This window comes from Pseudomonas tohonis, from assembly GCF_012767755.2.
GTDB lineage: Bacteria > Pseudomonadota > Gammaproteobacteria > Pseudomonadales > Pseudomonadaceae > Metapseudomonas > Metapseudomonas tohonis.
The window spans coordinates 4,162,075-4,187,756 of record NZ_AP023189.1 but is presented as its reverse complement, the minus strand read 5'-3'; the positions used below and the strand labels follow the sequence as shown (position 1 = coordinate 4,187,756).

Sequence of the window (25,682 nt, the reverse complement as noted above, 5' to 3'; positions counted from 1 at the left end):
CCATCATGACCTCGACTCAAAATCTCAGCGGCAAGGTTGCATTCATCCAGGGCGGCTCCCGCGGCATCGGCGCCGCCATCGCCAAGCGCCTGGCCCGCGAAGGCGCCGCCGTCGCACTGACCTACGCCGCCTCCGGCCAGGCCGCCGAAGAGGTGGTGAAAGCCATCGAAGCGGCGGGTGGCCGCGCCCTGGCGGTCAAGGCCGACAGCAGCGACGAGCAGGCCCTGCGCGGCGCCATCCGCTATACCGTCGATACCTTCGGGCGCCTCGACATCCTGGTGAACAACGCCGGCGTGCTGGCGGTGGCGCCCATCGAGGAGTTCGCCATCGAAGACCTCGACCGCACCCTGTCGGTGAACGTGCGCAGCGTGGTGATCGCCAGCCAGGAAGCTGCCCGGCTGATGGGCGAGGGCGGTCGCATCATCACCATCGGCAGCACCAACGCCGAGCGCATGCCCTTCGCCGGCGGCTCGGTCTATGCCCTGAGCAAGGCGGCGGTGGCCGGCTTCACCAAGGGCCTGGCCCGCGACCTGGGGCCGCGCGGCATCACCGTGAACAACGTGCAACCCGGCCCGGTGGACACCGACATGAACCCGGCCGAGGGCGACTTCGCCGACTCCCTCAAGCAACTGATGGCCCTGCCGCGCTACGGCCAGGCCGAGGAGATCGCCAGCTTCGTGGCCTATCTCGCCGGCCCGGAAGCGGGCTACATCACCGGTGCCAACCTGACCATCGATGGGGGGTTCTCGGCCTGACGCCTAGGGTGCAAGTGAAACGCCGGCCATTGGGCCGGCGTTTTCGTTTGTGGGGTAGACCAGCTGATCTTGGAAGGTAGGAGCGAGCGCTGCTCGCGAAGAGCATCGCGAATGAATTCGCTCCCACAGGCGCCGGTCACAGGCCGTATTTCTTGACCTTGTCGAACAGCGTGGTCTTGGCCATGCCGAGGGCGATGGCGGCCTGGCTGAGGTTGCCGCCGTGGCGTTCGAGGGCATCGCCCAGGAGGCTGCGTTCGAAGGCTTCCACGGCTTCGGCGAAGCTGGGTTCGTTGCCGTCCAGGGCCAGGCCGGTCTTCTTGAACACGGGCAGGCCGAGGGCGAAGCGTTCGGCGACGTTGCGCAGTTCGCGCACGTTGCCGGGCCAGTCGTGGGCCATGAGGCTGGAGACGGTGGCGCGATCCAGTTCCGGTACGGCGCGGTCGAAGCGCAGCGAGGCCAGCTGCAGGAAGTGGTCGAACAGCAGCAGGATGTCCTCGCGGCGGTCGCGCAGCGGCGGCAGTTCCAGGGTCACCACGTTGAGGCGGTAGTAGAGGTCGCTGCGGAACTGGCCGGCCTTGCCCTGCTCGTCGAGGTCGGCCTTGGTGGCGGCGACCACGCGGCAGTCCACGGGGATCGGCTGGTTGGAGCCGAGGCGCTCCAGGGTCTGCTCCTGCAGCACGCGGAGGAACTTGATCTGCAGGTTCATGGGCATGCTCTCGATCTCGTCGAGGAACAGCGTGCCGTTGTGGGCGTGCTCGATCTTGCCGATGCGGCGCTTGCCGGCGCCGGTGAAGGCGTGGGCCTCGTGGCCGAAGATTTCGCTGTCGAACAGGTTCTCCGGCAGGCCGCCGCAGTTGAGCGCGACGAACTGGTTGGACTGGCGCCGGCTGTAGTCGTGCAGGCAGCGGGCGACCAGTTCCTTGCCGGTGCCGGTCTCGCCTTCGATCAGTACGTTGGCGGCGGTGTCGGCGACGTTGGCGATCAGCTCGCGCAGTGCCTGCATGGCCGGCGAGCGGCCGATGATGCGTTGCTCCAGGGATTGCCGGCCGGCCAGCTGGCGGCGCAGGGCGGATACTTCGCGGGCGAGGCCGCGTTGCTCCAGGGCGCGGCGGGCGACGTCCACCAGGCGCTCGGGGGAGAAGGGCTTTTCCATGAAGTCGTAGGCGCCATCGCGCATGGCGCCCACCGCCATGCTGATGTCGCCGTGGCCGGTGATCAGCACCACCGGCAGGCTGCGATCGCGGGCCTTGAGGCGGGCGAGCAGCTCCAGGCCGTCGATGCCGGGCAGGCGGATGTCACTGATGACGATGCCGGCGAAGTCGGCGTTCACCCGTTCGAGGGCTTCCTCGGCACTGCCGACACCGATGCTGGTGATGTCTTCCAGGGCCAGGGCCTGCTGGCAGCCAAGCAGGACGTGGGGGTCGTCTTCGACGATGAGGACGCTGAGCGGCTCGGTCATGGGCTGGGGCTCGCTTCGGGAGTGGTGCGGGCGACCTGGGGCAGGCGCAGCTCGAACGCCGTGCCGCCGTCTTCCGGGTGCTGCACGCCGAGGCTGCCGCCCGCCGCGGTGGCGAGGCTGGCGGAGAGGGTGAGGCCAAGGCCCAGGCCGTGTTCGCCGGGCTTGGTGGTGAAGAAGGGTTCGAACAGGTGCTCGCGCACGGCCGGGGAGATGCCGGGGCCGTTGTCACGCACGCGCAGGACGTAGGTGGCGCCCTCGTCGTGGCCGTCGAGCCAGAGCTGGCAATCGGCCTGGCCGCTCATGGCGTCCAGGGCGTTGGCGATGAGGTTGACGAGGATCTGCTCCAGGCGGGTCTGGTCGATGGCCAGCCGGGCATCGGCGAAGGTGCGGTGCAGGGTCAGCGGGGTGTGTTCCAGCCGTGTGTGGAGGATGAACAGCGCGGCATCCACGGCCTTGCCCAGGCTGGCCTGGCCATGGTCGTCGGCACGCCGGGCGAAGGCGCGCAGGCTGGCGGTGATGCGGCCCATGCGATCGACCAGTTCGTTGATGGCGGTGAGGTTGGTGCTGGCCACGTCGAGGGCACCGCGCTGGAGGAAGCGCACGGTGTTGCCCGAGAGGGTGCGCAGGGCGGCCAGGGGCTGGTTGAGTTCGTGGGCGATGCTGGTGGACATCTGGCCGATCACCGCCAGCTTGCCGGCCTGGACCAGGCCGTCCTGGGCCTTGCGCAGGTTTTCCTCGGTCTGCCGCCGCTCGCGGATCTCGCCCATCAGGCGCTGGTTGCTGGCGCGCAGGTCCTGGGTGCGTTCGGCGATCTTGCGCTCCAGTTCGTTGTTGGCCTGCAGCAGCGCCTCGCGGGCGGCGAGACGGGTGGCGAGGACCTTGCGCCGCTCGTTCCAGGCGATGCCGAGGATGGCCAGCAGGGCCAGCCCGGCGGCCGCGAGCAGGCCATGGATGATGGCTTCGCGGCGCAGGTCGGCCAGGGGCGAGAGCAGGGTGAAGTGCCAGGGTGTATCGCTGAGCGGGCGGCGCTGCGCCAGGTAGACGGTTTCCTGCTCGCCACCGCCCGGCAGGGGCGAGGCGAAGCTGATGGCCTCAAGGCCATCGCCGAGCTCCTCGCGGTGGCGCGGCTGCCATTCGTTGAGCGCCCACCAGTGGTATTGCAGGCTGCGGGCCAGGCGCTCCTTGTCTTCGGCGGAGAGGGGGCGCACGGCCTTCATGCGCAGCATGGGGTCGCTGGAGAGGATGATGATGCCGTTCTCGTCGCTGACGAAGGCCTGCAGGCGGGCCTTTTCCCAGCGCTCCTGCAGGGCTTCGAGCTTCACCTTGACCACGGCGACGCCAATGATCCGGCCTTGGTAGCGCAGGCCATGGGCGAGGTAGTAGCCGGCCTCGCCGGTGGTGCTGCCGATGCCGTAGAAACGCCCGGGTTCGCCCTTCACCGCCTGCTGGAAATAGGCGCGGAAGGCCAGGTCCTCGCCGAGGAAGCTGTCGGCGTCGCGCCAGTTGCTGGTGGCCAGCACGCGGCCGTTGGTGTCGAGGAGGAAGATGGCGCGGTTGCCGCTGCGGCGGTTGAGCCCTTCGAGGTAGTCGTTGACCAGGTTGCGCCGGTAGGGCGTGGGGTTGAGCAGCAGGTGGCTGACGCTGGACTCCAGCTCCAGCAGGCTGGGCAGGTAGGTGTAGCGGTTGATCTCGCTTTCCACCGCGCGGGCGTGGAGTTCCAGCTGGCGCTCGCCGTTCTCGCGCAGGGCGCGGATGCCGGAGAGTTCGCTGAGGTGGTAGGCGATCCAGCCGGCGCCGAGCATGGCCAGGACCAGCAGCAGGGTCAGCGAGAGGTGGCGGAGCAGGCGCGGTTTCACGATCAATGCGGGCGGCACGGCGCGGAGGCTGGCGGGTGGGCATTGCATCATAAGTGGTCCGGGCCTTGCCAGTCGGCGCGCGGCGCCGAGCGGCGGGTGGCAGCGGCGGCCCCTCTCCGCGAAGGGAGAGGGGCGCGGCGCATCAGTGTTGCAGGATCTTGGCGAGGAACTGCTGGGCGCGCTCGGAGCGCTGGCCGACATCGCCGAAGAATTCTTCCTTGGGGCAGTCTTCGACGATCTGGCCGGCGTCCATGAAGATCACGCGGTCGGCGACCTTGCGGGCGAAGCCCATCTCGTGGGTCACGCACATCATGGTCATGCCTTCGTTGGCCAGCTGCACCATCACATCGAGCACTTCGTTGACCATTTCCGGGTCCAGCGCCGAGGTGGGTTCGTCGAACAGCATCACCACCGGGTCCATGGCCAGGGCACGGGCGATGGCGACGCGCTGCTGCTGGCCGCCGGAAAGCTGGCCGGGGTGCTTGTGGGCGTGGGCGGAGAGGCCGACGCGCTCCAGCAGCTTGAGGCCCTTGGCGGTGGCTTCCTCCTTGCTGCGGCCGAGCACCTTGATCTGCGCGATGGTGAGGTTCTCGGTGATGGTCAGGTGGGGGAACAGCTCGAAGTGCTGGAACACCATGCCGACGCGCGAGCGCAGCTTGGGCAGGTCGGTCTTCTTGTCGGCGATGGAGGTGCCGTCGACGACGATGTCGCCCTTCTGGAAGGGTTCCAGCGCGTTGACGCACTTGATCAGGGTGGATTTGCCGGAGCCGGACGGCCCGCAGACGACCACCACTTCACCTTTCTGGACGTCGGTGCTGCAGTCGGTCAGCACCTGGAATTCCCCGTACCACTTGTTGACGTTCTTGATCGAAATCATACGGCTAACCTTTTTTGCAGGAGCTTGACCAGCTGCGAGGCGGCGAAGCTGACGGTGAAGTACACCAGGCCGGCGAAGATGAGGAACTCGTGCGGCTGGCCGATGATGTCGCCACGGGAGCGGGCGGCGTTGAGGAAGTCCATCAGGCCCACGGTGTAAACGAGCGAGGTGTCCTGGAACAGGATGATGCTCTGCTGCAGGAGCAGCGGGGTCATCTTGCGGAACGCCTGGGGCAGGATGATCAGGCGCATGGTCTGGCCGTAGGTCATGCCCAGGGCCTGTGCCGCGCCCATCTGCCCGCGGGGGATGGCCTGGATGCCGGCGCGGACGATTTCGCAGAAGTACGCCGCCTCGAACATCATGAAGGCGATCAGGCACGAGGTGAACGCGCCGACGGGGGTGTCCTCGCCGGTGATCCAGCGCAGCACGAAGGGCACCGCGAAGTAGAACCAGGTGATCACCAGCAGCAGCGGGATGGAGCGGAAGTAGTTGACGTACAGGCCGCCGAGTTTCGACAGCAGCGGGTTGTGCGACAGGCGCATGAGCGCCAGCAGGGTGCCCAGGACCACGCCGCCGATGATGCCCAGCACCATCAGCTGCAGGGTCATCAGCATGCCGTCGACCAGCCCGGGCAGGGCGGGGATGATTGCGCTGAAGTCCATCATTTGCCTCCTACGGCGATCAGGCCCGGGACCGCGACCTTGCGTTCAACCATGCGCATGAGCAGCATCAGGCTCATGTTCAGGGTGAAGTAGATCAGCGTGGCCAGGGTGAAGGCCTCGAACAGGTTGGCGGAGAACTCGGCCGTCTGCTTGGTCTGCGCGAGCAGCTCCATCAGGCCAATGAGCGAGGCCACCGAGGAGTTCTTGAAGATGTTGAGGAACTCGCTGGTCAGCGGCGGGATGATGATGCGGAAGGCCTGCGGCAGCAGCACGTAGCGGTAGATCGCGGGCAGGCGGAAGCCCATGGCGCGGGCGGCGCCGAGCTGGCCCTTGGGCAGGGCCTGGATGCCGGTGCGGACCTGTTCGCAGACGCGTGCGGCGGTGAACAGGCCGAGGCACACGACCACGCTGAGGTAGGCGGAGGTGGCCGGGTTGAGGTCCTGCTTGAACCAGATTTCCAGCGGCTCGGGCAACAGGTCCGGCACCAGGAAGTACCAGAGGAACAGCTGCACCAGCAGCGGTACGTTGCGGAAGATTTCCACGTAGGTGGTGGCGATGCCGGACACCCAGCGGTTGGGCACGGTACGCATCACGCCGAGCAGCGAGCCCAGCAGGAGCGCGACGATCCAGCCGGCTAGGGCGATGGCGATGGTCCAGCCCAGGCCGGTGACGAACCAGTCCAGGTAGATCTCGCTGCCGATGCCGGTGGACTTGAAGAACACGCCCCAGTCCCAGTTGTAGTTCATCAGGGTTTTCCCCTCAGGGTTCTTGTCTGTCTGCGGTTGAAGGCAGTGGATGGGGAGTGGCTGCCGGATGCCCGGCGACCCCCTCTCCCTGGCGGAAGAGGGGTGGGGAGCTGCGCTGTCCGGATTTCCGACCTGCACCGGCTCCCGTCACTCCCGGCCCCTCTCCGATGGGAGAGGGGAGGAGCGGTGGCGTCAGATTTCTTCGGCCGACTTGTCGGTGGGGTTGGCGACCAGCTTCTTCAGCTCATCGCTCATGGGGAAGTTGAGGTTCAGGTTCTTCGGCGGGATGGGCTGGGTGAACCACTTGTCGTAGATGCCGTTGATCTCGCCCGAGGCGAAGGTATCGGCGATGGCCTTGTCGACCACTTTCTTGAAGGCTTCGTCGCCCTTGCGAACCATGCAGCCGTAGATCTCGTAGGACTGCGGCTCGCCGGTCACGACCCAGTCGTCCGGCTTCTTGGCCTTGGCCATCTCACCGTAGAGCAGGGCGTCGTCCATCATGAAGGCGACCGCGCGGCCGGATTCCAGCATCAGGAAGGACTCGCCGTGGTCCTTGGCCGAGATGATGTTCATGCCCATCTGCTTGTCGGCGTTCATGGACTTGAGCAGGCGCTCGGAGGTGGTGCCGGCGGTGGTCACCACGTTCTTGCCCTTGAGGTCGGCGAAGTCGTTGATGCCGGCGGTCTTCTTCGACAGCAGGCGGGTACCGACCTCGAAGATGCCGACGGAGAAGCCGACCTGCTTCTGGCGCTCGAGGTTGTTGGTGGTGGAGCCGCACTCGATGTCGACGGTGCCGTTCTGCACCAGCGGGATGCGGGTCTGCGAGGTCACCAGGTTGTAGCGCACCTTCAGGTCCGGCAGGGCCAGTTCCTTCTTGATCGCCTCGACGACCTTGAGCTGGATGTCGTGGGAGTAGCCGACCGGTTTGCCCGGCTCGGTGCCGAGGTAGGAGAAGGGGATGGAGGCGTCGCGGTGACCGAGGACGATGGTGCCGCTGTCCTTGATCTTCTTCAGGGTGCCGGTCAGTTCTTCGGCGATTGCGGGAGCGGAAATCAGGGTCGCTGCGATGGCGGCGGCCAGAACCTTCGGAAGGATACGCATGTGTTTCAGTCCTCGACTTTGTTTGTTCTTATCGACGCCAGCGGTAAGGCGCCGTCGGGATCTGTAATGGCAGGATGCGTGCCATCTGTATGGTTGTGCTGATTTGTATGTAATTTATTGATTTATAAGGGTTTATTTTTAATGGCTGGAGGGCATTGGAGGCGGGGTGTTCGGGGTTCCGGCTTTGGTGGGTGTTATCGTTCGGATATCCGAACGGATTTTGCGGGAATGGGGGCGTGACGGGAGTGAAGGAGGGAAGGGGTGACAGGGAAGAGCAGGCTTCGCGAGCAGAGCTCGCTCCTACGAGGGGTGTGCAGGTAGGTCGGGTGCAACCCGACGATAAGGGCTATACGACCACCGCGTAGCCCGGGCTTCAGCCCGGGGAGGTGAGCCCCGGGGCTGGGCACGGGCTACGCGGGTTGGGTCAGTCCGCCAGGTTCTGCGCTTCCCGCTCCCGTCGGGGCTTGGGGGCGAAGCGTGCGGCCAGGCGCATGGAGGTGGTGACCAGGCGCTGGTAGAAGGTCGGCATCAGGCGCTGCATGCCGTCCAGGGCCCAGGCGTCGGCGCCGATGAGGATGCGCCGGTTGTCCTTGAGCACGCCGCGCAGGATCACCGAGGCGGCCTTGTCCGGGGTGGTGCGCAGCAACTGGTCATTGAACTGCTTGCGTGCCTGGTCGGCTTCCTGGCCGACGACCCGGGCGAGGCTGTCGTTCATCCGCGCGGTCTTGGCGATGTTGGTCTTGATGCCGCCGGGGTGCACGCAGCTGGCAGAGACGCCGTTGCCTTCGATGTCCAGTTCCTGGCGCAGGGCCTCGGTGAAGCCGCGCACGGCGAACTTGGTGGCGTTGTAGGCGCTCATGCCTGGCTGGGAGAACAGCCCGAACACGCTGGAGACGTTGACCACATGGCCGTCGCCGGTGGCCTTGATGTGCGGCAGGAAGGCCTTGGTGCCGTGCATCACGCCCCAGAAGTTGATGTTCATGATCCACTCGTATTCGGCGTAGTCGCTGCCTTCGACGGTGCCGGCATGGGCGACGCCGGCGTTGTTGAAGATCAGGTTGACGCGGCCGTGGTCGAGCACGACCTGGTCGGCCCAGGCATGCACGGCGTCGCGGTCGGCGACGTTGACCAGGGTGTCGGTGACCTGCACGCCGAGCTTGCGGGCCTGGGCGGCGGTTTCCGCCAGGCCCTCGGCGTTGACGTCGGAGAGCGCCAGGTGGCAGCCCTGGCGGGCCAGGCCGTAGGCGAGGGCGCGGCCGATGCCGGAGCCGGCGCCGGTGATCGCGGCGACCTTGTTCTCGAAGGACTTCATGCCGGTACTCCTTCTGCGGTTTCGGCGGGGGCGGCGAAGGTCAGCGGACCCTGGGCGGCATGCACGGGCTGGATGCGACTGAAGTGGTAGGCGGCCGGGTCGAAGTTGCGGGTCAGCAGGCGGAAGCGCCAGGTGAAGCCGGGCCATACGGTGCAGTTGCGGCCGCTGACCGGGTGGATGTACCAGCTCTTGCAGCCGCCGGCGTTCCACACGGTGTTGCCCAGGCTGCCCTGGATCTTGCCGTTGAACCTGTCCTGCACCTCGCGCTTGACCTCCAGGCTCTGCAGCTTGCGCTGGTCGAGCAGGTCGAGGGCGCCGAGCACGTAGTGGATCTGCGATTCGATCATGTAGACCATCGAGTTGTGGCCGAGGCCGGTATTCGGGCCCATGAGGAAGAACAGGTTGGGGAAGCCGGCGGTCATGGTGCCCTTGTAGGCCTCGGGGCCTTCCGGCCAGGTGTCGAGCAGGTCGACGCCGTTGCGGCCGAAGACCACGCCGCGCGGCAGCGGGTCGCTGGGGGTGAAGCCGGTGCCGAAGATGATGGCGTCCACCGGGCGTTCCTGGCCGTCACGGGTGACGATGCTGTTGGCGCGGATTTCCTTGATGCCGTCGGTGATCACGTCGACGTTGGGCTGGGTCAGCGAGGGGTAGTAGTCGTTGGAGATCAGCACGCGCTTGCAGCCCATGGTGTAGTCGGGCGTGACCTTGGCACGCAGCACCGGGTCCTTGATCTTGCGCTTGATGTAGCCCTTGGCGACCAGCTGGGCGAGCTTCATCACCTTTGGCGTCAGGGCGAAGCCGATCACGCGGCTTTCGAGGACGGCGTAGATGCCGCCGCGCCAGAGCTTCTGCAGGATGGGGAAACGCTTGAAGCGCGAGCGCTCGTTCTCGCTGATGGCGCGGTCGGGCTTGGGCATGACCCAGGGCGCGGTGCGCTGGTAGAGGTCGAGCTGGCCGACCACTTTCTGGATCTGCGGGACGAACTGGATGGCCGAGGCGCCGGTGCCGATCACGGCGATGCGCTTGCCCGCCAGGTCATAGTCGTGGTCCCACTGCTGGGAGTGGAAGCGCTTGCCGGCGAAGTTCTCCAGGCCGTCGAGGTAGGGGATGGAGGGGGTGGAGAGGGCGCCCATGCCGGACACCACGAACTGCGCGGTGTAGTGGTTGCCCGCCGCGTCGTCGATGTGCCACAGCTCTTCGCTGTCGCTCCAGGCCACGCGGGTGATCTCGGTGCCGAGCAGGGTCTTGTCCTGCAGGCGGTATTTCTCCCAGCAGCCTTCGAGGTAGCTCTTGATCTCGCCCTGCTTGGCGAACATCCGCGTCCAGTTGGGGTTGGGCTCGAAGGAGAAGGAGTAGAGGTGCGATTGCACGTCGCAGCCGCAGCCCGGGTAGTTGTTGACGCGCCAGGTGCCGCCGACGCCGGCTTCCTTTTCGAACAGGAGGAAATCGTTCTCGCCTTTCTGCTTCAGGCGGATCGCCATGCCCAGGCCGGAGAAGCCGGAGCCTATGATGGCGACCTTGCAGTGGCGGGCAGGGGTGGGGGGTGATACGGGCGCGTTCATGGCCAAGCTCCTGTTATGCTTATTTTGTGGCGTATACAGCTGTATACCAATGTAGACAGATGTATACTCGCCAGCAAGCCATTGCGGTACAACCAACCTAAGGTAGGGTCAGCCATGAGTTCAGTGCCGGACGACGGGCAGCAGTCGAAGGAGCGAGCGGTCGAGGCGCCGGGCAAGCGCCTGTTGATGGAGGCGGCCCTGCGCCTGTCCTCCCAGAGCCGCAGCCTGAGCAGCCTGGGCCTGCGTGAACTGGCGCGGGAGGCGGGGCTCAACCCGAACACCTTCTATCGCCATTTCAAGGACGTGGACGACCTGGGCCTGGCGATGATCCGCAACATCTCCACCCAGCTGCGCCAGCCGTTGCGTGACCTGCGTCGCGAGGCGGCGGCGCGTGCGGTACAGGGCGATCACGCGTCGATGCCCAAGCTGATGGGCATCGACATGGGGCGCGGCAAGCGCGTGTGCCATGAGACGGTGAACCTGTTCTTCGACTTCGTCGCCGATAACGCCGAGGCCTTCATCATCGGCGTGCGCGAGCTGCATGGCGCATCACCTGCCATGCGCGAGGCGCTGCGCGAGGTGATGGACGAGTTCGCCGACGACATGGCCGAGGACATCGTCGAGTTCAAGCTGCTGCCGGCGCTGGTGCCGGAGGCCGTGGTGCGGCGCGTTTCCAGCCTGATCAGCCGCAACCTGTTCCAGATGTCCCTGGATTTCATCGGCGAGCCTGCGCGTCGCGCCGAGATCCGCCTGGAGGCCGAGGAGCAGGTGCTGTTCCTTTTCACAGGCGCCAGCGTGTTGCAGGGCCTGGAAGCGATGGGGGCGGTCGGTGGCGGCGCGCGATAGGACCGGCACAGCGTAGAACCCATTGGTCTGGAGGTACGCAACAACATGGGTTTCGCTGCGCTCTACGCCATCCTGCGAACGCTCAAGCAGAAAGCCCGGCGATTGCCGGGCTTTTTCGTTGGGCGCGATAGTGCTCAGCCGTTGAAGCCGAGGCGTTCCTTCCAGCGCTTTTCCAGCGCCTTGGTGTCATGGTCGAAAGGGTGGAAGCCCGGGCGGTAGTAGTCCAGGTAGGGCTTGATCATGCGCGGGAAGTAGCCGGTGCGCAGGCTGAACAGGGTCTTCAGGCCGCGGCCCCAGCTGCGCAGGTTGAACAGCTGGCCATCCTTGCGCAGCAGGTGCAGCTGGAAGGCGCCGATCACGCCGATGAACATCACGGTGGTCAGCGCCATGGTGATGGTGCGCTCGAAGTAGCCGCCGCCGACCGCCATGTAGGCGTCGTAGCAGACCGCCTTGTGCTCGTTTTCCTCGATCGCGTGCCACATCCACAGCTGGTACATCTTCTGGTCGTCCATCTGCGTGCTGAGGTCTTCGCGGCGCAGCAGTTGCTCGGCCATGGTCGCGGTGAAGTGCTCGAGGGCGCAGGTGGCAGCCAGGCGCTGCTTCTTGGTGGTGAAGCGGGTGACCCATTCGAGCAGCACCTTGATGCGCAGCTCCAGGCGCTCCAGGTCGATGCCGTGCTGGGCGGCATAGTCGTTGTAGGTGGCGTGTTCCTTGGAGTGCATGGCTTCCTGGCCGATGAAGGCGCTGATGTCCTTCTGCAACTGCGGGTCGTCGATCTGGTCACGCACGCCACGCACGCTGTCGACGAAGAACTTCTCGCCATAAGGGAAGAGCGACGACAGGTTGTTCATGAAGTGGCTCATGAAGGGATCGCCGCTCCACCAGTATTTCTGGGTGGCATCGAAGCTGAAGTCCATGCGGCGGACGGGGAAGTGGGCCTTGGGCAGGTTGGCGGCGGCGCTGGCGGTCATTGGGCAATCCTCGTGGTTGGGAGCCGTCCCTTTTTGTTGTCTGGCTCTTGCTGGCACGGATAACCGTGTCATCGAACGATGTAACTGTTGAGGATTAACGCAGGTTTCGCCTGGCCGCGCGGACCAACTTTCGGCGGGTTATGACGATTCCGTGGCCGGCTCGCTGACCCGGCGCAGCACATCCAGGTAGCCGGGAGGCGCCGCCACCAGGCCGCGCTGGCGCAGCAGCCGGTGCGCTTCCGGGAGGCGGAACCAGGGCAGCGCGGCCATGAGGTGATGCTCGATGTGGTAGTTCACCCGCAGCGGCGCCACGGTCGAACGGGCCAGCCAGCCGGCACGGGTGGTTCGGGTGTTGCGCAGCATGTCGCGGCCACGCTCGGTGCAGGCGTGTTCGGCCAGCGAGCGGATGCGCATGAACAGGCTGTAGGTGGTGAGGTTGGCCAGCCACCAGACGCCGAACAGCCAGAATTCGCCGCAGGCGGCGAGCATGCTGGCCAGCAGGGCGTTGGCCAGCAGCATCGGGGTCATGTTGCGCAGGCCTTCGCGGGCGTAGTCACGCCAGGTGCGGCCATCGCGCGGGCGCCGCTTGACGTCGGCGGCGACGGTGTACTCCAGCACGCCCAGGTCCATCAGCAGTTGGCCGAACAGGCGGCGCAGGCCGCTGAGGCCGGAGAGGTCGCGGGCGAACTTGCGCAACAGCGAGGCGCGGTGGGTAGGGAAGGGGCGCGAGAGGCTCCAGTCTGGGTCCTGGTCGGTGCCGGTGTGGGCGTGGTGGCGGATGTGGTGCTTGCGGTAGCGGGCGACGTCGACCCAGATGATCCGGGCACAGAGCCAGTCGGTGAGGCGGTCATTGAGCCAGCGGGTGCGGAACAGGGTGCCATGGGCGGCCTCGTGCATGAGGATGGCCAGGGCCAGTTGGCGCCCGCCGAGGATGACCAGGGCGAGTAAGAAGGTCACCGGGTTCGGCCAGATGGCAAGCATGGCGAAGGCGGCGGCGATGATCGCCCAGGTGGAGCCGATGGCCCACCAGCCGGCGGCGTCGGAGCGCTGGCTCAGGCGCTGGATTTCTTCACGGCTGAAGCAGTCGGAGAGCTTGCTGCGAGGGTTCATGGCGACCTCTTGTCATGCGCAGGAGTCGCCATCATTGCCCGCACTCGCTGGCCCGGCCAGGGGCGCCCGGCGCTTTCGCGCGGGTGGCCGCAAGCCTGGCGCAAATGCCATGGGTTCAGACTTTGGAGGGATGGGGCCCGGCGTGCGGGCCCGGGGGATCACTTCTCGTCGAGGGCGAAGGCGGTGAGCGAGAAGGTGGGGATGCCGATGTCCTGCAGGCGCTGGGACCCGCCCAGTTCCGGCAGGTCGATGATGGCGGCGGCCTCGTACACGCTGGCGCCCATGCGGCGCACCAGTGCGGTGGCGGCCAGCAGGGTGCCGCCGGTGGCGATCAGGTCATCGAAGATCAGCACCTTGTCGCCGTCGCACAGGCTGTCGCTGTGCACTTCGAGGAAGGCTTCGCCGTATTCGGTCTGGTAGCCCTGGGCGAGGACGTCGGCGGGCAGCTTGCCCTGCTTGCGGAACAGCACCAGCGGCTTGTTCAGTTCGTAGGCGACGATGGAGCCGATCAGGAAGCCTCGGGCGTCCATGGCGGCGATGTGGCTGAACTCGGCTTCGACGTAGCGCTGGATGAAGCTGTCCACCACCAGGCGCAGGGCGCGGGGCGATTGGAACAGCGGGGTGATATCGCGGAAGACCACGCCGGGCTTGGGGAAGTCCACCACCGGGCGGATCAGGGTCTTGATATCGAATTCGTCGAAAATCATGGTGCGGAACCTGGAGAGGGGAGGAACGCCGGCCGAGCGGCCGGCGCGGGGTCAGTCTTCGATGCTGCCGCCGGCGAGGGCGCAGAGCTCGATGGGATCGAGGATGTGCACTTCCTTGCCTTCGGCGGCGATCAGGTTGCCCTGCTGGAAGCGGGTGAACACGCGGGAGACGGTCTCCACCGCCAGGCCCAGGTAGTTGCCGATCTCGTTGCGCGACATGGCCAGGCGGAACTGGTTGGCCGAGAAGCCGCGGGCGCGGAAGCGTGCGGAGAGGTTGACCAGGAAGGTGGCGATGCGCTCGTCGGCGGTCTTCTTGGAGAGCAGCAGCATCATCTGCTGGTCATCGCGGATCTCGCGGCTCATGACGCGCATCAGCTGGCGGCGCAGCTGCGGCAGCTGCACGGAGAGCTCATCGAGGCGCTCGAAGGGGATTTCGCACACCGAGGTGGTTTCCAGCGCCTGCGCGGATACGGGGTAGAGCTCGGTGTCCATGCCGGAGAGCCCGACCAGCTCGCTGGGCAGGTGGAAGCCGGTGATCTGTTCCTCGCCGGAGTCGGTGACGCCGAACGTCTTCAGCGCGCCGGAGCGGACGGCGAATACGGACTCGAAGGTGTCACCCTGGCGGAACAGGTAGTCCCCCTTCTTCAGCGGGCGGCCACGCTTGACGATCTCGTCCAGCGAGTCCATGTCTTCCATGTTCAGCGACAGGGGCAGGCAGAGGGCGGCGAGGCTGCAGTCCTTGCAATGTGCCTGAGGCAGGTTGCGTACCTTGATGATCTCGGACATCCACGGATCCCTTGCAAAAGCAAACACACAATGGGCGTAAGGGTAACGCAGGGGCGCGCTGAGGGCTAGGAAAAGGCCTTTTCAATGACGTTCAAGTTCAACAGTGTGCTGCCGATATGCCGGTATTGATCCCAATGGAGCGAGTGATCATGAGGGTGGATATCTCCGGCTGGCCGCAGATCGGCCAGCGTTATGCCGCAGCGCGCAGCAGCGAGGCCAGGGACGCGGGGCAGGGTGACGAGCGCGCGGAAGACGGCGGGCTGGATGACCGCATCGGTCATGTCGGCATCCGCGTGAGCCTGTCCGAGGCCGGCAAGGCCCAGGCGAGCGACGAGGCGAAGAAGAACCAGGACATCGACGAAAGCAGCCTTCCGGACAGCATCAAGCAGATCCTCAAGATGATCCGCAAGCTGAAGGAGGACCTGCGCGAGAAGATGGCCGAGCTCCAGTCGGTCGCCACCGACCAGGGGCTGGATGACGAGACCCGCATGCAGCGCATGGAAGGCCTGCAGAGCGAGGTGGCCAGTCTCAACGGTGCCATCAGTCAGGCCACGGCCAGCCTCATGAAGGCCATGCGCGATGCGGGCCTGAGCGGCGACCAGATGCTCGAGGCCGCCCAGTTGCTGATGAAGTGACGCGCTTCAGATCACCCGGGAGAAACGCTGGGTGGTCTCTGGCGTGAGGTAGTGGTCGAAGAGCATGCAGACCGAGCGCACCAGCAGTCGCCCGGTGGGCAGGATGTCGATGCCGCGATCGCTGAGGGCGATCAGCCCATCGGCTGCCATCTGCTCCAGCTGTGGCCAGATATCCGCGAAATACCCCCTGAACTCGATATTGAACAGCGCTTCGATGGACTGGAAGTCCAGTTCGAATTCGCAGATCAATTGCTGGATCACCGCGCGACGGATGCGGTCGTCCTCGGCGCAGGCGAGGCCGCGACGGGTGGCGAGCAGGCCGTTCTGCAGCTTCTCCTGGTAGGTGGTTATGTTGGCGTCGTTCTGGCAGTAGAGGTCGCCGATCTGGCTGATGGCCGAGACGCCGAGGCCGATCAGGTCGCAATGCCCATGGGTGGTGTAGCCCTGGAAGTTGCGCTGCAGGCGGCCGTCTTCCTGGGCGATGGCCAGTTCGTCGTCCGGCAGGGCGAAGTGGTCCATGCCGATGTAGCGGTAGCCGGCCTGGGTCAGTTGCTCGATGCTGCGCTGGAGCATCTCCAGCTTGTGCCCGGGGCTCGGCAGCTCTTCGGCCTTGATGCGACGCTGGGGCATGAAGCGCTCCGGCAGGTGGGCGTAGTTGAATACCGAGAGCCGGTCCGGCTGCAGGGCGATCACTTCGGCCACGGTGCGCGCGAAGCTTTCGGGGGTCTGGCGGGGCAGGCCGTAGATCAGGTCGATGTTCACCGAGCGGAACTGCAGGGTACGTGCCGCCTCGACGATGGCGCGGGTCTCCTCCAGGCTCTGCAGGCGATTGACCGCGCGCTGCACCGCCGGGTCGAGGTCCTGCACGCCCAGGCTGACGCGGTTGAAGCCCAGTTCGCGCAGCAGCCCCATGGTCGACCAGTCCGCTTCACGCGGGTCGATCTCGATGCCGTAGTCCCCGGAATCGTCGTCCAGCAGGCTGAAGTGCTGGCGCAGATGGGCCATCAGGTGGCGCAGTTCGTCGTGGCTGAGAAAGGTCGGGGTGCCGCCGCCGAAGTGCAGTTGCTCGACGCGCTGCTGCGGGTCGAGATGGCAGGCGATGAGCTCGATCTCGCGCTCGAGTTTCTCCAGGTAGGGCAGGGCGCGGCCACGGTCCTTGGTGATGACCTTGTTGCAGGCGCAGTAGTAGCAGATGTTCGCGCAGAACGGCACGTGCACGTAGAGCGACAGGGGTCTCAGGGCCTTGCGGCTTTCCCGCAGCGCGTGGAGCAGGTCGAACGAGCCGATGCGTTCGTTGAACTGCACGGCGGTCGGGTAGGAGGTGTAGCGAGGGCCTGCCGCGTCGTAACGGCGGATCAGGCCAGCGTCCCAGCGAATATCGTCGAGCATGGGGGTATTCCAGGTTCAGCAGTCAGTGCCCGGCAGTCTAGGTGGCGCCTGATCCGTGCTTCTTGACCTGGGTCATGCTGTCGCAGCGCCCGGCCCCGGCGTTCGATGCCTGAGTCCCGCCATGCGTCGCCAGAGGCTTTCCAGCTAGCTGCGCTGTCAGTGCCCCATCAGCCAGTGCTGGTGCGGGCCGGGCAGCGTCCAGATGCCGAAGAGGATCACCAGCACGCCGCCGGTGATGCGGATGCCGCGCTTGCGCAGCAGGGCGGTGAGGCGTTCGGCGGCGAGCCCGGTGGCCAGCAGCACCGGCCAGGTGCCGAGACCGAACGCCAGCATCAGCAAGGCGCTTTCGCTGGCCGAGCCCTGGCTGGCGGCCCACAGCAGGGTGCTGTAGACCAGGCCGCAGGGAAGCCAGCCCCAGAGGGCGCCGAGGAGCAACGCACGGGGCAGGCTGGAGACCGGCAGCAGCTTGCCCGCCACCGGCTGGATATGGCGCCAGAGGCCGCGCCCCAAGGCTTCGATGCGGGTCAGGCCGCTCCACCAGCCGGCCAGGTAGAGGCCCATGGTGATCAAAAGCAGCGCGGCTATCACCCGCAGGACCATGGCGGCCGGACCGCTGGCCACGGCCCAGCCGGCCAGGCCGATGAGCAGGCCGGCAGCGGTGTAGCTGAGGATGCGGCCGAGGTTGTAGGCCAGCAGCAGGCGGAAGCGCCGGGCGCGCTGCTCGGGCGGGATGGCCAGGGTCAGGGCGCCCATCAGGCCGCCGCACATGCCGATGCAGTGACCACCGCCGAGCAGGCCGAGGATCATCGCCGAGACCAGCAGGGGCGCCAGTTCAAGCACCGCGCTTGTCCTCGGGTTCGTCTGCTCGCTCGCCATCCCCATCGACCTTGTCGGCTTCGGCGATCCCGCCCGTGTGGCCCGGGTCCTCGTCGTCGAAGAGGATGCTGTGGGCCGGGCCGTCGAGGTCGTCGTACTGGCCGCTGTCCACGGCCCAGAAGAATAGCCAGATGGCGAAGCCGACCAGGCCGATGGCGACGGGGATCAGGATGTATAGCGCGGGCATCGGGGGAATCTCGTTTGGGAACCTGGCGGAAGGCCGGTGGGGGAGCTCCCCCGCCGGTCTCTAGCTTCTGGCCAGTCGCAGGGCGTTGACCACCACCAGCAGCGAGCTGACCGACATGCCGAATGCGGCCCAGACCGGGGTGACCCAGCCCAGCGCCGCGAAGGGCAGGACCAGGCCATTGTACAGGGTCGCCCAGGCCAGGTTCTGGATGATGATGCGGCGCGTGCGGCTGGCCACCGTGAGGGCTTGGACCAGGCTCTCCAGGCGGTTGGAGAGGAGCACCGCGTCGGCGCTTGTCTTGGCCAGGTCGGTGGCGCTGCCCATGGCGACGCTGATGTCGGCACCCGCGAGCACGGGAACGTCGTTGACGCCGTCGCCCAGCATCAGCACGCGGCGGCCCTGTTGGTGTAGCTCGCGCAACACGTCGAGCTTGGCGTCGGGGCTGAGGCCGCCACGGGCGTCGTCTATGCCGAGGCGGCGGGCGATCTCGCCGACCATCGGCGAGCTGTCGCCGGACAGCAGCATCACCTGCCAGCCACGGGCGCGGCAGGCGTCGAGCAGCAGCGGTGCGTCTTCGCGCAGGCGGTCGTCCAGTACCAGCCAGGCCAGCGGGCCGTGCTCGTCGCCGAGCAGCAGCCATTGGCCGTTGGTGCCGGGAATCTGCGGCGCCGGCCAGCCACCCAGCTCGGCGACGAAGTCGGCCTGGCCGATGCGCAGGCGACGCCCGTCCACCCGACCTTCGAGACCTTTGCCGGGGACGTTCTCCACCTGCTCGGCAGGACGAGGGGCACGACCGAAGGCGCGGGCGATGGGGTGCTCCGAGCGGTTCTCCAGGGCCGCGGCCAGGGCCAGGCAGGTGTCGTTGTCGAGCGCGCCCAGGGGGTGGATCGCGCTGAGGGTGAGGCGCCCTTCGGTGAGGGTGCCGGTCTTGTCGAAAATCACCGTGTCGATCTGGTTCAACCCTTCCAGCACATGGCCGCGGGTCAGCAGCAGCCCCAGCTTGTGCAGGCTGCCGGTGGCGGTGGTCAGTGCGGTGGGCGTCGCCAGCGCGAGCGCGCAGGGGCAGGTGGCGACCAGCAGCGAGAGGACGATCCAGAAAGCCCGCGACGGGTCGATCTGCCACCAGGCGATGCCGACGATGGCGGCCGCCAGCAGGACGATGATCAGGAACCATTGCGCGACCTTGTCGGCCAGTTCGGCGAGGCGGGGCTTGTCCGCCTGGGCGCGTTCGAGCAATCGCACGATGGCGGAGAGACGGGTCTGGTCGCCGAGCGCCTGGACCTCCAGTGTCAGGGGGCCTTCGACGTTGAGCGTGCCGGCGGTGACGGTGTCGCCACGGCCGCGAGGCAGGGGCAGGTACTCGCCGGTGAGCAGGGATTCGTCGACGCTGGACTGGCCTTCGAGGATCAGGCCGTCGGCGGGCATCAAGGCGCCCGGCGGCACCAGGACGCGGTCGCCCACGGCCAGCTCACCGAGGAGGATGCGCAGGCTCTGGCCGCTGTCGTCCAGGCGCAGGCAGGACGCGGGAAGCAGGTTGACCAGTTGCGCGGTGGCCGCTGCGGTGCGTTCGCGGGCGCGCCGCTCCAGGTATCGGCCGGCGAGGAGGAACAACGCGAACATGCCGACGGCGTCGAAATACAGTTCGCCGATGCCGGTGACGGTGGACCAGATGCCCGCGACGTAGGCACCGCCGATGGCCAGGGACACCGAGACGTCCATGCTCAGGTGGCGGGTGCGCAGGTCACGCAGGGCCCCTCGGAAGAACTGGCCGCAGCAGTAGAAGACGATGGGGGTGGTGAGGAACAGGCTGACCCAGCGCAGGATCTTGTCCAGTTCCGGGCTCAGGTCGATGTTGAATTCGGGCCAGGTGGCCATGGCGGCCATCATCACCTGCATCCACAGCAGGCCGGCGACGCCGAGCTGGCGCATGGCTCGCTTGTTCTCGGCAGCGAGGCGCTCGGCGGCGTCATCGGCCTTGTAGGGGTGGCCGGCGTAGCCGATGCGGCGCAGCTCCTTGAGCAGCTCGCTGAGGGGCAGCTGGCTATCGGACCAGCGAACCTGCAGGCGATGGTTGGACAGGTTGAGGCGCGCTTCGTCCACCCCGGGCAGGGTGCGCAGGTGCTTCTCGATCAGCCAGCCGCAGGCGGCGCAGCTGATGCCTTCGATCAGCAGGCTGGTTTCGCTGAGTTCGCCCTGGTGCTGGACGAAGGGGCGCTGCACGTCTTCACGATCGAACAGGGCCAGTTCATCGGGAAGCACGCTGGGCAGGGCATCGGGGTTGGCGGCGGTCTCGCTGCGGTGGCGGTAGTAGCTTTCCAGCCCGCCGGCGACGATGGCTTCGGCCACCGCCTGGCAACCCGGACAGCACATGGCCCGCGTCTCACCGAGAACGCGGGCGTCGTAAGGGCTGCCGGCAGGCACCGGCAGGCCGCAGTGGTAGCAGGAGAGGGGGGCGGACATGGGGCGTGCTTATTCGCCCAGCAGGGTCACGCTGCCGTTCTCGAGGGTTTCCTCCTCGAACAGGCGCCAGTCCTGGCCATCTTCCTGGCCGATGAGTTCGACGAAGCGTCGGCCGCTGACCGAGTCTTCCAGGTGGCCGCTGTAGAGGTCGCCGGATTGTGGCTGGAGGACGACGCGGCGGTCCTTTTCCTGCTGGGTGGGGGAGAGCAGGCTGAGCACCAGTTGCTGCGGGTGGCTGTTGCCGGTCAGGGTGACCTGGACCACGCCGCTCTGGTCGTCCAGGCGCACCTGGGCCTTCATGCCCAGGCGCTTGGCCAGTTCCTCGCGCTCGAGCGAGGTGTTGATGCCCTTGCCGACGTCGTAGTAGTTGTCGACCACCAGGCTCGGCGGGTTCTTGATGGCGATCACCAGCATCGAGGTGCCCAGCACAACGGAGGTGCCGAGGAGGCCGAGGATGAACCAGGGCCAGGGTTGCTTGTACCAGGGGCTTGCGGGAGATTCGGACTGCATGGGGATCTCGTTTTTCAGCGGACGCTGGGGCCGATGAAGCGGCTGTCAGCGTCGGTAGTGATGCCGGGATCGTCGGCCGAGCGGACCCGGAAGACGATGGTATTGGTGCTGGAGGGCAGCTTCTCGGGGTCGATGGACAGCTCCACCGGTACCGACAGCACCTCACCAGCTTCCGTCATGACCTGGCTCTTGCCCTCGTAGACGAGGCCGTCGAGGCCATCGGCTTCGATCACGAAGACCTGGTCCTTCTGCGACTTGTTCATGACCTTCAGGGTGTAGACGTTCTCGATGCGGCCCTGCTCGTTCTCGCGATACAGCACGCGATCCTTGATCACGTCCAGTTCCACCAGCGAGCGGGCGGCCACTGCGTAGCCGAACAGGCCGATCATCGCGACGAGGGCGGCAGCGTACCCGATCAGCCGCGGGCGCAGGAGGGTGGTCTGCTGCCCGTTCAGGTTGTGTTCAGTCGTGTAGCTGATCAGGCCCTTGGGATAGTTCATCTTCTCCATGATGCTGTCGCAGGCGTCGATACAGGCGGCGCAGCCGATGCACTCGATCTGCAGGCCGTCGCGGATGTCGATGCCGGTCGGGCAGACCTGGACGCACATGGTGCAGTCGATGCAGTCGCCGAGGCCCTGGGCCTTGTAGTCGACGTTCTTCTTGCGCGGGCCACGGGACTCGCCGCGACGCGGATCGTAGGAGACGATCAGGGTGTCCTTGTCGAACATCACGCTCTGGAAGCGAGCGTATGGGCACATGTAGATGCACACCTGCTCGCGCAGCCAGCCGGCGTTGCCGTAGGTGGCGAGGGTGAAGAAACCGACCCAGAAATAGGCCCAGCCGTCGGCATTGCCGGTGAAGAGGTCGAATACCAGTTCACGGATGGGGGTGAAGTAGCCGACGAAGGTGACGCCGGTGACGAAGCCGATCAGCAGCCAGAGGCTGTGCTTGGCCGACTTGCGCATGAGCTTGGAGCCGCTCATGGGGGCCTTGTCCAGCTTCATGCGTTGGTTGCGGTCGCCCTCGGTGACCTTCTCGCACCACATGAAGATCCAGGTCCAGACGCTCTGTGGGCAGGTGTAGCCGCACCAGACGCGACCGGCGAAGACGGTGATGAGGAACAGGCCGAAGGCGCAGATGATCAGCAGCCAGGAAAGGAGGACGAAGTCCTGGGGCCAGAAGGTGGCGCCGAAGATGTAGAACTTGCGCTCGGGAAGGTTCCACCAGACGGCCTGGCGATCGTTCCAGCTCAGCCAGACGGTGCCGAAATAAAGCAGGAAGAGCAGTGCGCCGCCTGCCATGCGCAGGTTGCGGAAGATGCCGGTGAAGGCGCGGGTGTAGATCTTTTCACGGCTGGCGTAGAGGTCGGCGCTTGCACCGCTCTTGGCCGGGGGAGGGGTAATGTTCTGGACGGGGATCTGTTCGCTCATCTACTCATACCACGGCGGTTGGGGCTTGCCCCGATCGATGCTTGCCGAACGGGATCATGTTGCCTGCCGCATATGGTACGCCCGATGGCGGCCTGCCATGTGCGACAGTGCGTCGCGCATGGCAGGCTTTGCGTCACTTGCTTTCGGTTTCTGCGGCGTTCTTGTGCGACAGACTGTAGACGTAAGCGGCGAGCAGGTGGACCTTGTCGTTGCCCAGGTGTTCTTCCTGAGCCGGCATGGTGCCCTGGCGGCCGTAACGGATGGTCTGCTGCAGCTGGGCGAAGGTGCTGCCGTAGATGAACGCGCCCGGGTGGGTCAGGTTCGGAGCGCCCATCGCCGGGGTGCCCTTGCCTTCCGGACCGTGGCACGCCACGCAGTTGGCAGCGAAGATCGCCTTGCCGGCTTCCGGATTCGCGTTGGAGTCCTTCGGCAGGTCACGACCATCCAGGGTCACGCGGACAAACGCGGCGACGTCACGTACGCCTTGCTCGCCGATGACTTCGCCCCAGGCGGGCATGATGCCGTGGCGGCCGCCGAGGATGGTGGTCTTGATGGTCTCGGGCTCGCCACCCCAGCGCCAGTCGGCGTCGGTCAGGTTGGGGAAACCGTAGGAGCCCTTGGCGTCGGAGCCGTGGCAGACCGAGCAGTTGGAGGCGAACAGGCGACCACCCATTTTCAGGGCTTTCTCGTCCTTGGCCACTTCCTCGATCGGCATGGCGGCGTACTTCTGGAACAGCGGGCCGTATTGCTTGTCGGCCTTGTCCATTTCCTTTTCCCACTGGTGGACACCGGTCCAGCCGGGCTGGCCGTCAGCGAAGGCCTTGCCTTCGGTGACTTCGCCGTAGCCGGGGAAGATGCCTTTCCAGTTGCCCATGCCCGGGTACAGGACCAGGTAGCCGACGGCGAAGATCAGGGTGCCGACGAACAGCATGAACCACCACTTGGGCAGCGGGTTGTCATATTCCTCGATACCGTCGAAGGCGTGGCCGACGGTTTCTTCGGTGCTTTCCTGGCGCTGGCCTTTGCGGGTGGCAAAGATCAGCACGGTCAGCGCCACCAGTGTGGCGCTGGTGAGTAGGGTTACGTACCAACTCCAGAACGTGGTCATTCGCTCTTACTCCTCGAAGCTTCTTCATCGCTCTTGGTGTTCGCTGGCTTGTCGTCGGCGAAGGGCAGGTTGGCAGCTTCGTCGAAGCTGCCCTTGCGCTTGCTGCTGTACGCCCAGAGCACGACGCCGATGAAGGCGACGAACACCAGGATGGTTCCCAGTCCGCGGACAGTCTGGATATCCATCGTGCTTACCGTTTGTTCTTGATCGAGGTGCCCAGGCCTTGAAGGAACGCCACCAGTGCGTCCATCTCGGTCTTGCCCTTGACTGCGTCTTTGGCGCCGGCGATGTCATCGTCGGTGTAGGGCACGCCTACGGTACGGAGAGCTTCCATCTTGGCCGCGGTGTGCTTGCCATCGAGCTTGTTCTCCACCAGCCACGGGTAGGCCGGCATCTTCGATTCCGGTACCACGTTGCGCGGGTTGTAGAGGTGCGCGCGGTGCCAGTCATCGGAGTAGCGGCCGCCTACGCGGGCCAGGTCCGGGCCGGTACGCTTGGAGCCCCACAGGAAGGGGTGGTCCCAGACGCTTTCGCCGGCGACGGAGTAGTGGCCGTAACGCTCGGTCTCGGCACGGAAGGGGCGGACCATCTGCGAGTGGCAGCCGACGCAGCCTTCGCGGATGTAGATGTCACGGCCTTCCAGCTCGAGCGCGGAGCGCGGCTTCATGCCTTCGACCGGCGTGTTGGTCACGTCCTGGAAGAACAGCGGAACGATCTGCACCAGGCCACCGATGCTCACGGCGATGACCATGAACAGCGCCAGCAGACCTACGTTCTTCTCAACTAATTCATGCGACTTCATTATTAGTGAGCTCCTTGCGGGATCTGCGCGGCGGCTTCGTATTCGGACGGCTTGGCGGCACGCACGGTGCGCCAGGTGTTATAGGCCATCAGCAGCATGCCGGTGACGAAGAAGGCGCCGCCGAGTGCACGGACCATGTAGCCGGGGTGGCTGGCTTCCAGTGCTTCGACGAAGGAGTAGGTCAGGGTGCCGTCTTCGTTCACAGCGCGCCACATCAGGCCCTGGGTGATGCCGTTGACCCACATCGAGGCGATGTAGAGCACGGTGCCGACGGTGGCCAGCCAGAAGTGGGCGTTGATCAGGCCGACGCTGTGCATCTGCTCGCGACCGAACACTTTCGGGATCAGGTGGTACAGCGAGCCGATGGAGATCATCGCTACCCAGCCGAGGGCGCCGGCGTGTACGTGGCCGATGGTCCAGTCGGTGTAGTGGGAGAGGGCGTTGACGGTCTTGATGGCCATCATCGGACCTTCGAAGGTGGACATGCCGTAGAAGGCGAGGGAGACCACCAGGAAGCGCAGGATCGGGTCGCTGCGCAGCTTATGCCAGGCGCCCGACAGGCTCATCATGCCGTTGATCATGCCGCCCCAGCTCGGAGCCAGCAGGATCAGGGACATCGCCATGCCCAGGGACTGGGCCCAGTCCGGCAGCGCGGTGTAGTGCAGGTGGTGCGGGCCGGCCCAGATGTACAGGGTGATCAGCGCCCAGAAGTGCACGATAGACAGGCGATAGGAGTAGATGGGGCGTTCGGCCTGCTTCGGCACGAAGTAGTACATCATCCCGAGGAAGCCGGTGGTCAGGAAGAAGCCCACGGCGTTGTGGCCGTACCACCACTGGATCATCGCGTCGGTCGCGCCGGAATACACGGAGTACGACTTGAAGGCGTAGACCGGGATTTCCATGCTGTTGACGATGTGCAGCAGAGCGGTCACCAGGATGAAGGCGCCGAAGAACCAGTTGCCCACATAGATGTGCTTGGTCTTGCGCTTGACGATGGTGCCGAAGAACACGACCGCGTAAGTGATCCAGACGATCGCCAGGAGGATGTCGATCGGCCACTCGAGTTCGGCGTATTCCTTGGAGGAGGTGTAACCCAGAGGCAGTGTGATCACTGCCAGCACGATCACGGCTTGCCAGCCCCAGAACGTGAAGGCTGCCAGCCCATCGGAAATCAGGCGAGCCTGGCAGGTACGTTGCACCACGTAGTAGGACGTGGCGAACAGGGCGCAACCACCGAAGGCGAAGATCACCGCGTTGGTATGCAGGGGGCGCAGACGGCCGAAGCTGGTCCACGGAAGGTTCAGGTTGAGTTCCGGCCACACGAGTTGTGCGGCAATGAACACGCCTAGACCCATCCCAATGACCCCCCAGATCACCGTCATAACGGCGAACTGGCGGACCACCTTATAGTTATAAGCAGTCTGACTGATTGCTGTGCTCATGCTAGGGGTTCCACGGTTAATGGAGTTTTTCGGGGACAAAAAAGCGGCGCAAGTATGGAGAAAGAGGGTAGTCATTGCAACGACACATGCCGA

The 25,682-nt window shown here is 65.8% G+C and carries 25 protein-coding genes; 3 read left to right on the top strand and 22 right to left on the bottom strand.

Going from position 1 to position 25,682, the window contains the following annotated elements; genetic code table 11:
* Positions 1-5 precede the first annotated feature (5 nt).
* On the top strand, positions 6-755 hold the full coding sequence (locus tag HSX14_RS18945) for a 3-oxoacyl-ACP reductase family protein (protein WP_173178277.1): 750 nt from the start codon (positions 6-8) through the stop codon (positions 753-755).
* A gap of 136 nt (positions 756-891) precedes the next feature.
* Here the strand turns inward: HSX14_RS18945 and aauR are convergent, their stop codons facing one another.
* The 8 genes from aauR to HSX14_RS18905 all read right to left on the bottom strand — a co-directional run bounded on the left by aauR (position 892) and on the right by HSX14_RS18905 (position 10,330).
* Complete coding sequence (gene aauR / locus HSX14_RS18940; RefSeq protein ID WP_230428058.1) at positions 892-2,166, bottom strand: two-component response regulator AauR; 1,275 nt, start codon at positions 2,164-2,166, stop codon at positions 892-894.
* Between the two features lie 44 nt (positions 2,167-2,210).
* Positions 2,211-4,118, bottom strand: a complete 1,908-nt coding sequence (locus tag HSX14_RS18935) for a sensor histidine kinase (protein ID WP_173178275.1) — start codon at positions 4,116-4,118, stop codon at positions 2,211-2,213.
* Positions 4,119-4,212: 94 nt separating this feature from the next.
* Entirely contained in the window at positions 4,213-4,947 is a 735-nt protein-coding gene (locus tag HSX14_RS18930; protein ID WP_173178274.1) for an amino acid ABC transporter ATP-binding protein, read from the bottom strand.
* Positions 4,944-5,612 carry an amino acid ABC transporter permease gene (locus HSX14_RS18925; protein ID WP_173178273.1) on the bottom strand — a complete coding sequence of 223 codons (669 nt, stop codon included), beginning with the start codon at positions 5,610-5,612 and terminating at the stop codon, positions 4,944-4,946. Before HSX14_RS18925 ends, HSX14_RS18930 begins: the two co-directional genes overlap by 4 nt.
* Positions 5,609-6,355: an amino acid ABC transporter permease gene (locus tag HSX14_RS18920; RefSeq protein WP_173178272.1), complete on the bottom strand. Its 747-nt coding sequence runs from the start codon at positions 6,353-6,355 to the stop codon at positions 5,609-5,611. The genes HSX14_RS18925 and HSX14_RS18920 overlap by 4 nt, the downstream gene beginning before the upstream one ends.
* A 192-nt stretch (positions 6,356-6,547) precedes the next feature.
* Entirely contained in the window at positions 6,548-7,456 is a 909-nt protein-coding gene (locus HSX14_RS18915) for a glutamate/aspartate ABC transporter substrate-binding protein (protein WP_111260412.1), read from the bottom strand.
* Between the two features lie 424 nt (positions 7,457-7,880).
* Positions 7,881-8,768 (bottom strand): SDR family NAD(P)-dependent oxidoreductase, encoded by an 888-nt coding sequence (locus HSX14_RS18910; protein ID WP_173178271.1) that lies wholly within the window; start codon positions 8,766-8,768, stop codon positions 7,881-7,883.
* Positions 8,765-10,330 (bottom strand): flavin-containing monooxygenase, encoded by a 1,566-nt coding sequence (locus tag HSX14_RS18905; RefSeq protein ID WP_173178270.1) that lies wholly within the window; start codon positions 10,328-10,330, stop codon positions 8,765-8,767. The genes HSX14_RS18910 and HSX14_RS18905 overlap by 4 nt, the downstream gene beginning before the upstream one ends.
* A 114-nt stretch (positions 10,331-10,444) precedes the next feature.
* Between HSX14_RS18905 and HSX14_RS18900 the strand changes: the two genes are divergently transcribed.
* Complete coding sequence (locus HSX14_RS18900; RefSeq protein WP_173178269.1) at positions 10,445-11,176, top strand: TetR family transcriptional regulator; 732 nt, start codon at positions 10,445-10,447, stop codon at positions 11,174-11,176.
* Positions 11,177-11,310: 134 nt separating this feature from the next.
* Here HSX14_RS18900 and HSX14_RS18895 read toward each other — a convergent pair whose 3' ends face one another.
* The 4 genes from HSX14_RS18895 to fnr all read right to left on the bottom strand — a co-directional run bounded on the left by HSX14_RS18895 (position 11,311) and on the right by fnr (position 14,750).
* Entirely contained in the window at positions 11,311-12,147 is an 837-nt protein-coding gene (locus HSX14_RS18895; protein WP_173178268.1) for a metal-dependent hydrolase, read from the bottom strand.
* Positions 12,148-12,285: 138 nt separating this feature from the next.
* Positions 12,286-13,257 carry a fatty acid desaturase family protein gene (locus tag HSX14_RS18890; protein ID WP_173178267.1) on the bottom strand — a complete coding sequence of 324 codons (972 nt, stop codon included), beginning with the start codon at positions 13,255-13,257 and terminating at the stop codon, positions 12,286-12,288.
* A gap of 158 nt (positions 13,258-13,415) precedes the next feature.
* Positions 13,416-13,964 (bottom strand): adenine phosphoribosyltransferase, encoded by a 549-nt coding sequence (locus HSX14_RS18885; RefSeq protein WP_173178266.1) that lies wholly within the window; start codon positions 13,962-13,964, stop codon positions 13,416-13,418.
* A 51-nt stretch (positions 13,965-14,015) separates the two neighbouring features.
* Entirely contained in the window at positions 14,016-14,750 is a 735-nt protein-coding gene (gene fnr, locus HSX14_RS18880; protein ID WP_111260405.1) for a fumarate/nitrate reduction transcriptional regulator Fnr, read from the bottom strand.
* 149 nt (positions 14,751-14,899) lie between these two features.
* Between fnr and HSX14_RS18875 the strand changes: the two genes are divergently transcribed.
* Positions 14,900-15,385, top strand: coding sequence for a hypothetical protein (locus HSX14_RS18875; protein ID WP_228723462.1), 486 nt, complete (start codon positions 14,900-14,902; stop codon positions 15,383-15,385).
* Between the two features lie 6 nt (positions 15,386-15,391).
* Here the strand turns inward: HSX14_RS18875 and hemN are convergent, their stop codons facing one another.
* From hemN to ccoN, 10 genes are all read right to left on the bottom strand, one after another.
* A complete protein-coding gene (gene hemN / locus HSX14_RS18870) occupies positions 15,392-16,774 on the bottom strand; it encodes an oxygen-independent coproporphyrinogen III oxidase (RefSeq protein WP_173178264.1) in 1,383 nt (460 codons plus the stop codon).
* A gap of 156 nt (positions 16,775-16,930) precedes the next feature.
* Positions 16,931-17,614 (bottom strand): sulfite exporter TauE/SafE family protein, encoded by a 684-nt coding sequence (locus tag HSX14_RS18865; protein WP_173178263.1) that lies wholly within the window; start codon positions 17,612-17,614, stop codon positions 16,931-16,933.
* Positions 17,607-17,837, bottom strand: a complete 231-nt coding sequence (ccoS, locus tag HSX14_RS18860) for a cbb3-type cytochrome oxidase assembly protein CcoS (protein ID WP_173178262.1) — start codon at positions 17,835-17,837, stop codon at positions 17,607-17,609. Before ccoS ends, HSX14_RS18865 begins: the two co-directional genes overlap by 8 nt.
* Positions 17,838-17,897: 60 nt before the next feature.
* Positions 17,898-20,297 carry a heavy metal translocating P-type ATPase gene (locus HSX14_RS18855; RefSeq protein WP_173178261.1) on the bottom strand — a complete coding sequence of 800 codons (2,400 nt, stop codon included), beginning with the start codon at positions 20,295-20,297 and terminating at the stop codon, positions 17,898-17,900.
* Between the two features lie 9 nt (positions 20,298-20,306).
* The gene (locus HSX14_RS18850) at positions 20,307-20,807 is read right to left on the bottom strand and encodes a FixH family protein (protein ID WP_173178260.1); all 501 of its coding nucleotides are present in this window, start codon (positions 20,805-20,807) and stop codon (positions 20,307-20,309) included.
* A gap of 14 nt (positions 20,808-20,821) precedes the next feature.
* Positions 20,822-22,237 (bottom strand): cytochrome c oxidase accessory protein CcoG, encoded by a 1,416-nt coding sequence (ccoG, locus tag HSX14_RS18845; protein ID WP_173178259.1) that lies wholly within the window; start codon positions 22,235-22,237, stop codon positions 20,822-20,824.
* Between the two features lie 133 nt (positions 22,238-22,370).
* Positions 22,371-23,345 (bottom strand): cytochrome-c oxidase, cbb3-type subunit III, encoded by a 975-nt coding sequence (gene ccoP, locus HSX14_RS18840; protein WP_173178258.1) that lies wholly within the window; start codon positions 23,343-23,345, stop codon positions 22,371-22,373.
* On the bottom strand, positions 23,342-23,530 hold the full coding sequence (locus HSX14_RS18835; protein ID WP_111260397.1) for a cbb3-type cytochrome oxidase subunit 3: 189 nt from the start codon (positions 23,528-23,530) through the stop codon (positions 23,342-23,344). The genes ccoP and HSX14_RS18835 overlap by 4 nt, the downstream gene beginning before the upstream one ends.
* Before the next feature lie 5 nt (positions 23,531-23,535).
* Entirely contained in the window at positions 23,536-24,147 is a 612-nt protein-coding gene (ccoO, locus tag HSX14_RS18830; RefSeq protein ID WP_111260396.1) for a cytochrome-c oxidase, cbb3-type subunit II, read from the bottom strand.
* 2 nt (positions 24,148-24,149) lie between these two features.
* A complete protein-coding gene (gene ccoN, locus HSX14_RS18825) occupies positions 24,150-25,589 on the bottom strand; it encodes a cytochrome-c oxidase, cbb3-type subunit I (RefSeq protein ID WP_173178257.1) in 1,440 nt (479 codons plus the stop codon).
* Positions 25,590-25,682 lie beyond the last annotated feature (93 nt).

Bases quoted from the DNA above. Each gene is read 5' to 3' on its own strand.
- HSX14_RS18945 (WP_173178277.1), top strand. From the start codon at position 6: ATGACCTCGACTCAAAATCTCAGCGGCAAGGTTGCATTCATCCAGGGC.
- HSX14_RS18935 (WP_173178275.1), bottom strand. From the start codon at position 4,118: ATGCAATGCCCACCCGCCAGCCTCCGCGCCGTGCCGCCCGCATTGATC.
- HSX14_RS18930 (WP_173178274.1), bottom strand. From the start codon at position 4,947: ATGATTTCGATCAAGAACGTCAACAAGTGGTACGGGGAATTCCAGGTG.
- HSX14_RS18925 (WP_173178273.1), bottom strand. From the start codon at position 5,612: ATGATGGACTTCAGCGCAATCATCCCCGCCCTGCCCGGGCTGGTCGAC.
- HSX14_RS18920 (WP_173178272.1), bottom strand. From the start codon at position 6,355: ATGAACTACAACTGGGACTGGGGCGTGTTCTTCAAGTCCACCGGCATC.
- HSX14_RS18915 (WP_111260412.1), bottom strand. From the start codon at position 7,456: ATGCGTATCCTTCCGAAGGTTCTGGCCGCCGCCATCGCAGCGACCCTG.
- HSX14_RS18910 (WP_173178271.1), bottom strand. From the start codon at position 8,768: ATGAAGTCCTTCGAGAACAAGGTCGCCGCGATCACCGGCGCCGGCTCC.
- HSX14_RS18905 (WP_173178270.1), bottom strand. From the start codon at position 10,330: ATGAACGCGCCCGTATCACCCCCCACCCCTGCCCGCCACTGCAAGGTC.
- HSX14_RS18900 (WP_173178269.1), top strand. From the start codon at position 10,445: ATGAGTTCAGTGCCGGACGACGGGCAGCAGTCGAAGGAGCGAGCGGTC.
- HSX14_RS18895 (WP_173178268.1), bottom strand. From the start codon at position 12,147: ATGACCGCCAGCGCCGCCGCCAACCTGCCCAAGGCCCACTTCCCCGTC.
- HSX14_RS18890 (WP_173178267.1), bottom strand. From the start codon at position 13,257: ATGAACCCTCGCAGCAAGCTCTCCGACTGCTTCAGCCGTGAAGAAATC.
- HSX14_RS18885 (WP_173178266.1), bottom strand. From the start codon at position 13,964: ATGATTTTCGACGAATTCGATATCAAGACCCTGATCCGCCCGGTGGTG.
- fnr (WP_111260405.1), bottom strand. From the start codon at position 14,750: ATGTCCGAGATCATCAAGGTACGCAACCTGCCTCAGGCACATTGCAAG.
- HSX14_RS18875 (WP_228723462.1), top strand. From the start codon at position 14,900: ATGAGGGTGGATATCTCCGGCTGGCCGCAGATCGGCCAGCGTTATGCC.
- hemN (WP_173178264.1), bottom strand. From the start codon at position 16,774: ATGCTCGACGATATTCGCTGGGACGCTGGCCTGATCCGCCGTTACGAC.
- ccoS (WP_173178262.1), bottom strand. From the start codon at position 17,837: ATGCCCGCGCTATACATCCTGATCCCCGTCGCCATCGGCCTGGTCGGC.
- HSX14_RS18855 (WP_173178261.1), bottom strand. From the start codon at position 20,297: ATGTCCGCCCCCCTCTCCTGCTACCACTGCGGCCTGCCGGTGCCTGCC.
- HSX14_RS18850 (WP_173178260.1), bottom strand. From the start codon at position 20,807: ATGCAGTCCGAATCTCCCGCAAGCCCCTGGTACAAGCAACCCTGGCCC.
- ccoG (WP_173178259.1), bottom strand. From the start codon at position 22,237: ATGAGCGAACAGATCCCCGTCCAGAACATTACCCCTCCCCCGGCCAAG.
- ccoP (WP_173178258.1), bottom strand. From the start codon at position 23,345: ATGACCACGTTCTGGAGTTGGTACGTAACCCTACTCACCAGCGCCACA.
- HSX14_RS18835 (WP_111260397.1), bottom strand. From the start codon at position 23,530: ATGGATATCCAGACTGTCCGCGGACTGGGAACCATCCTGGTGTTCGTC.
- ccoO (WP_111260396.1), bottom strand. From the start codon at position 24,147: ATGAAGTCGCATGAATTAGTTGAGAAGAACGTAGGTCTGCTGGCGCTG.
- ccoN (WP_173178257.1), bottom strand. From the start codon at position 25,589: ATGAGCACAGCAATCAGTCAGACTGCTTATAACTATAAGGTGGTCCGC.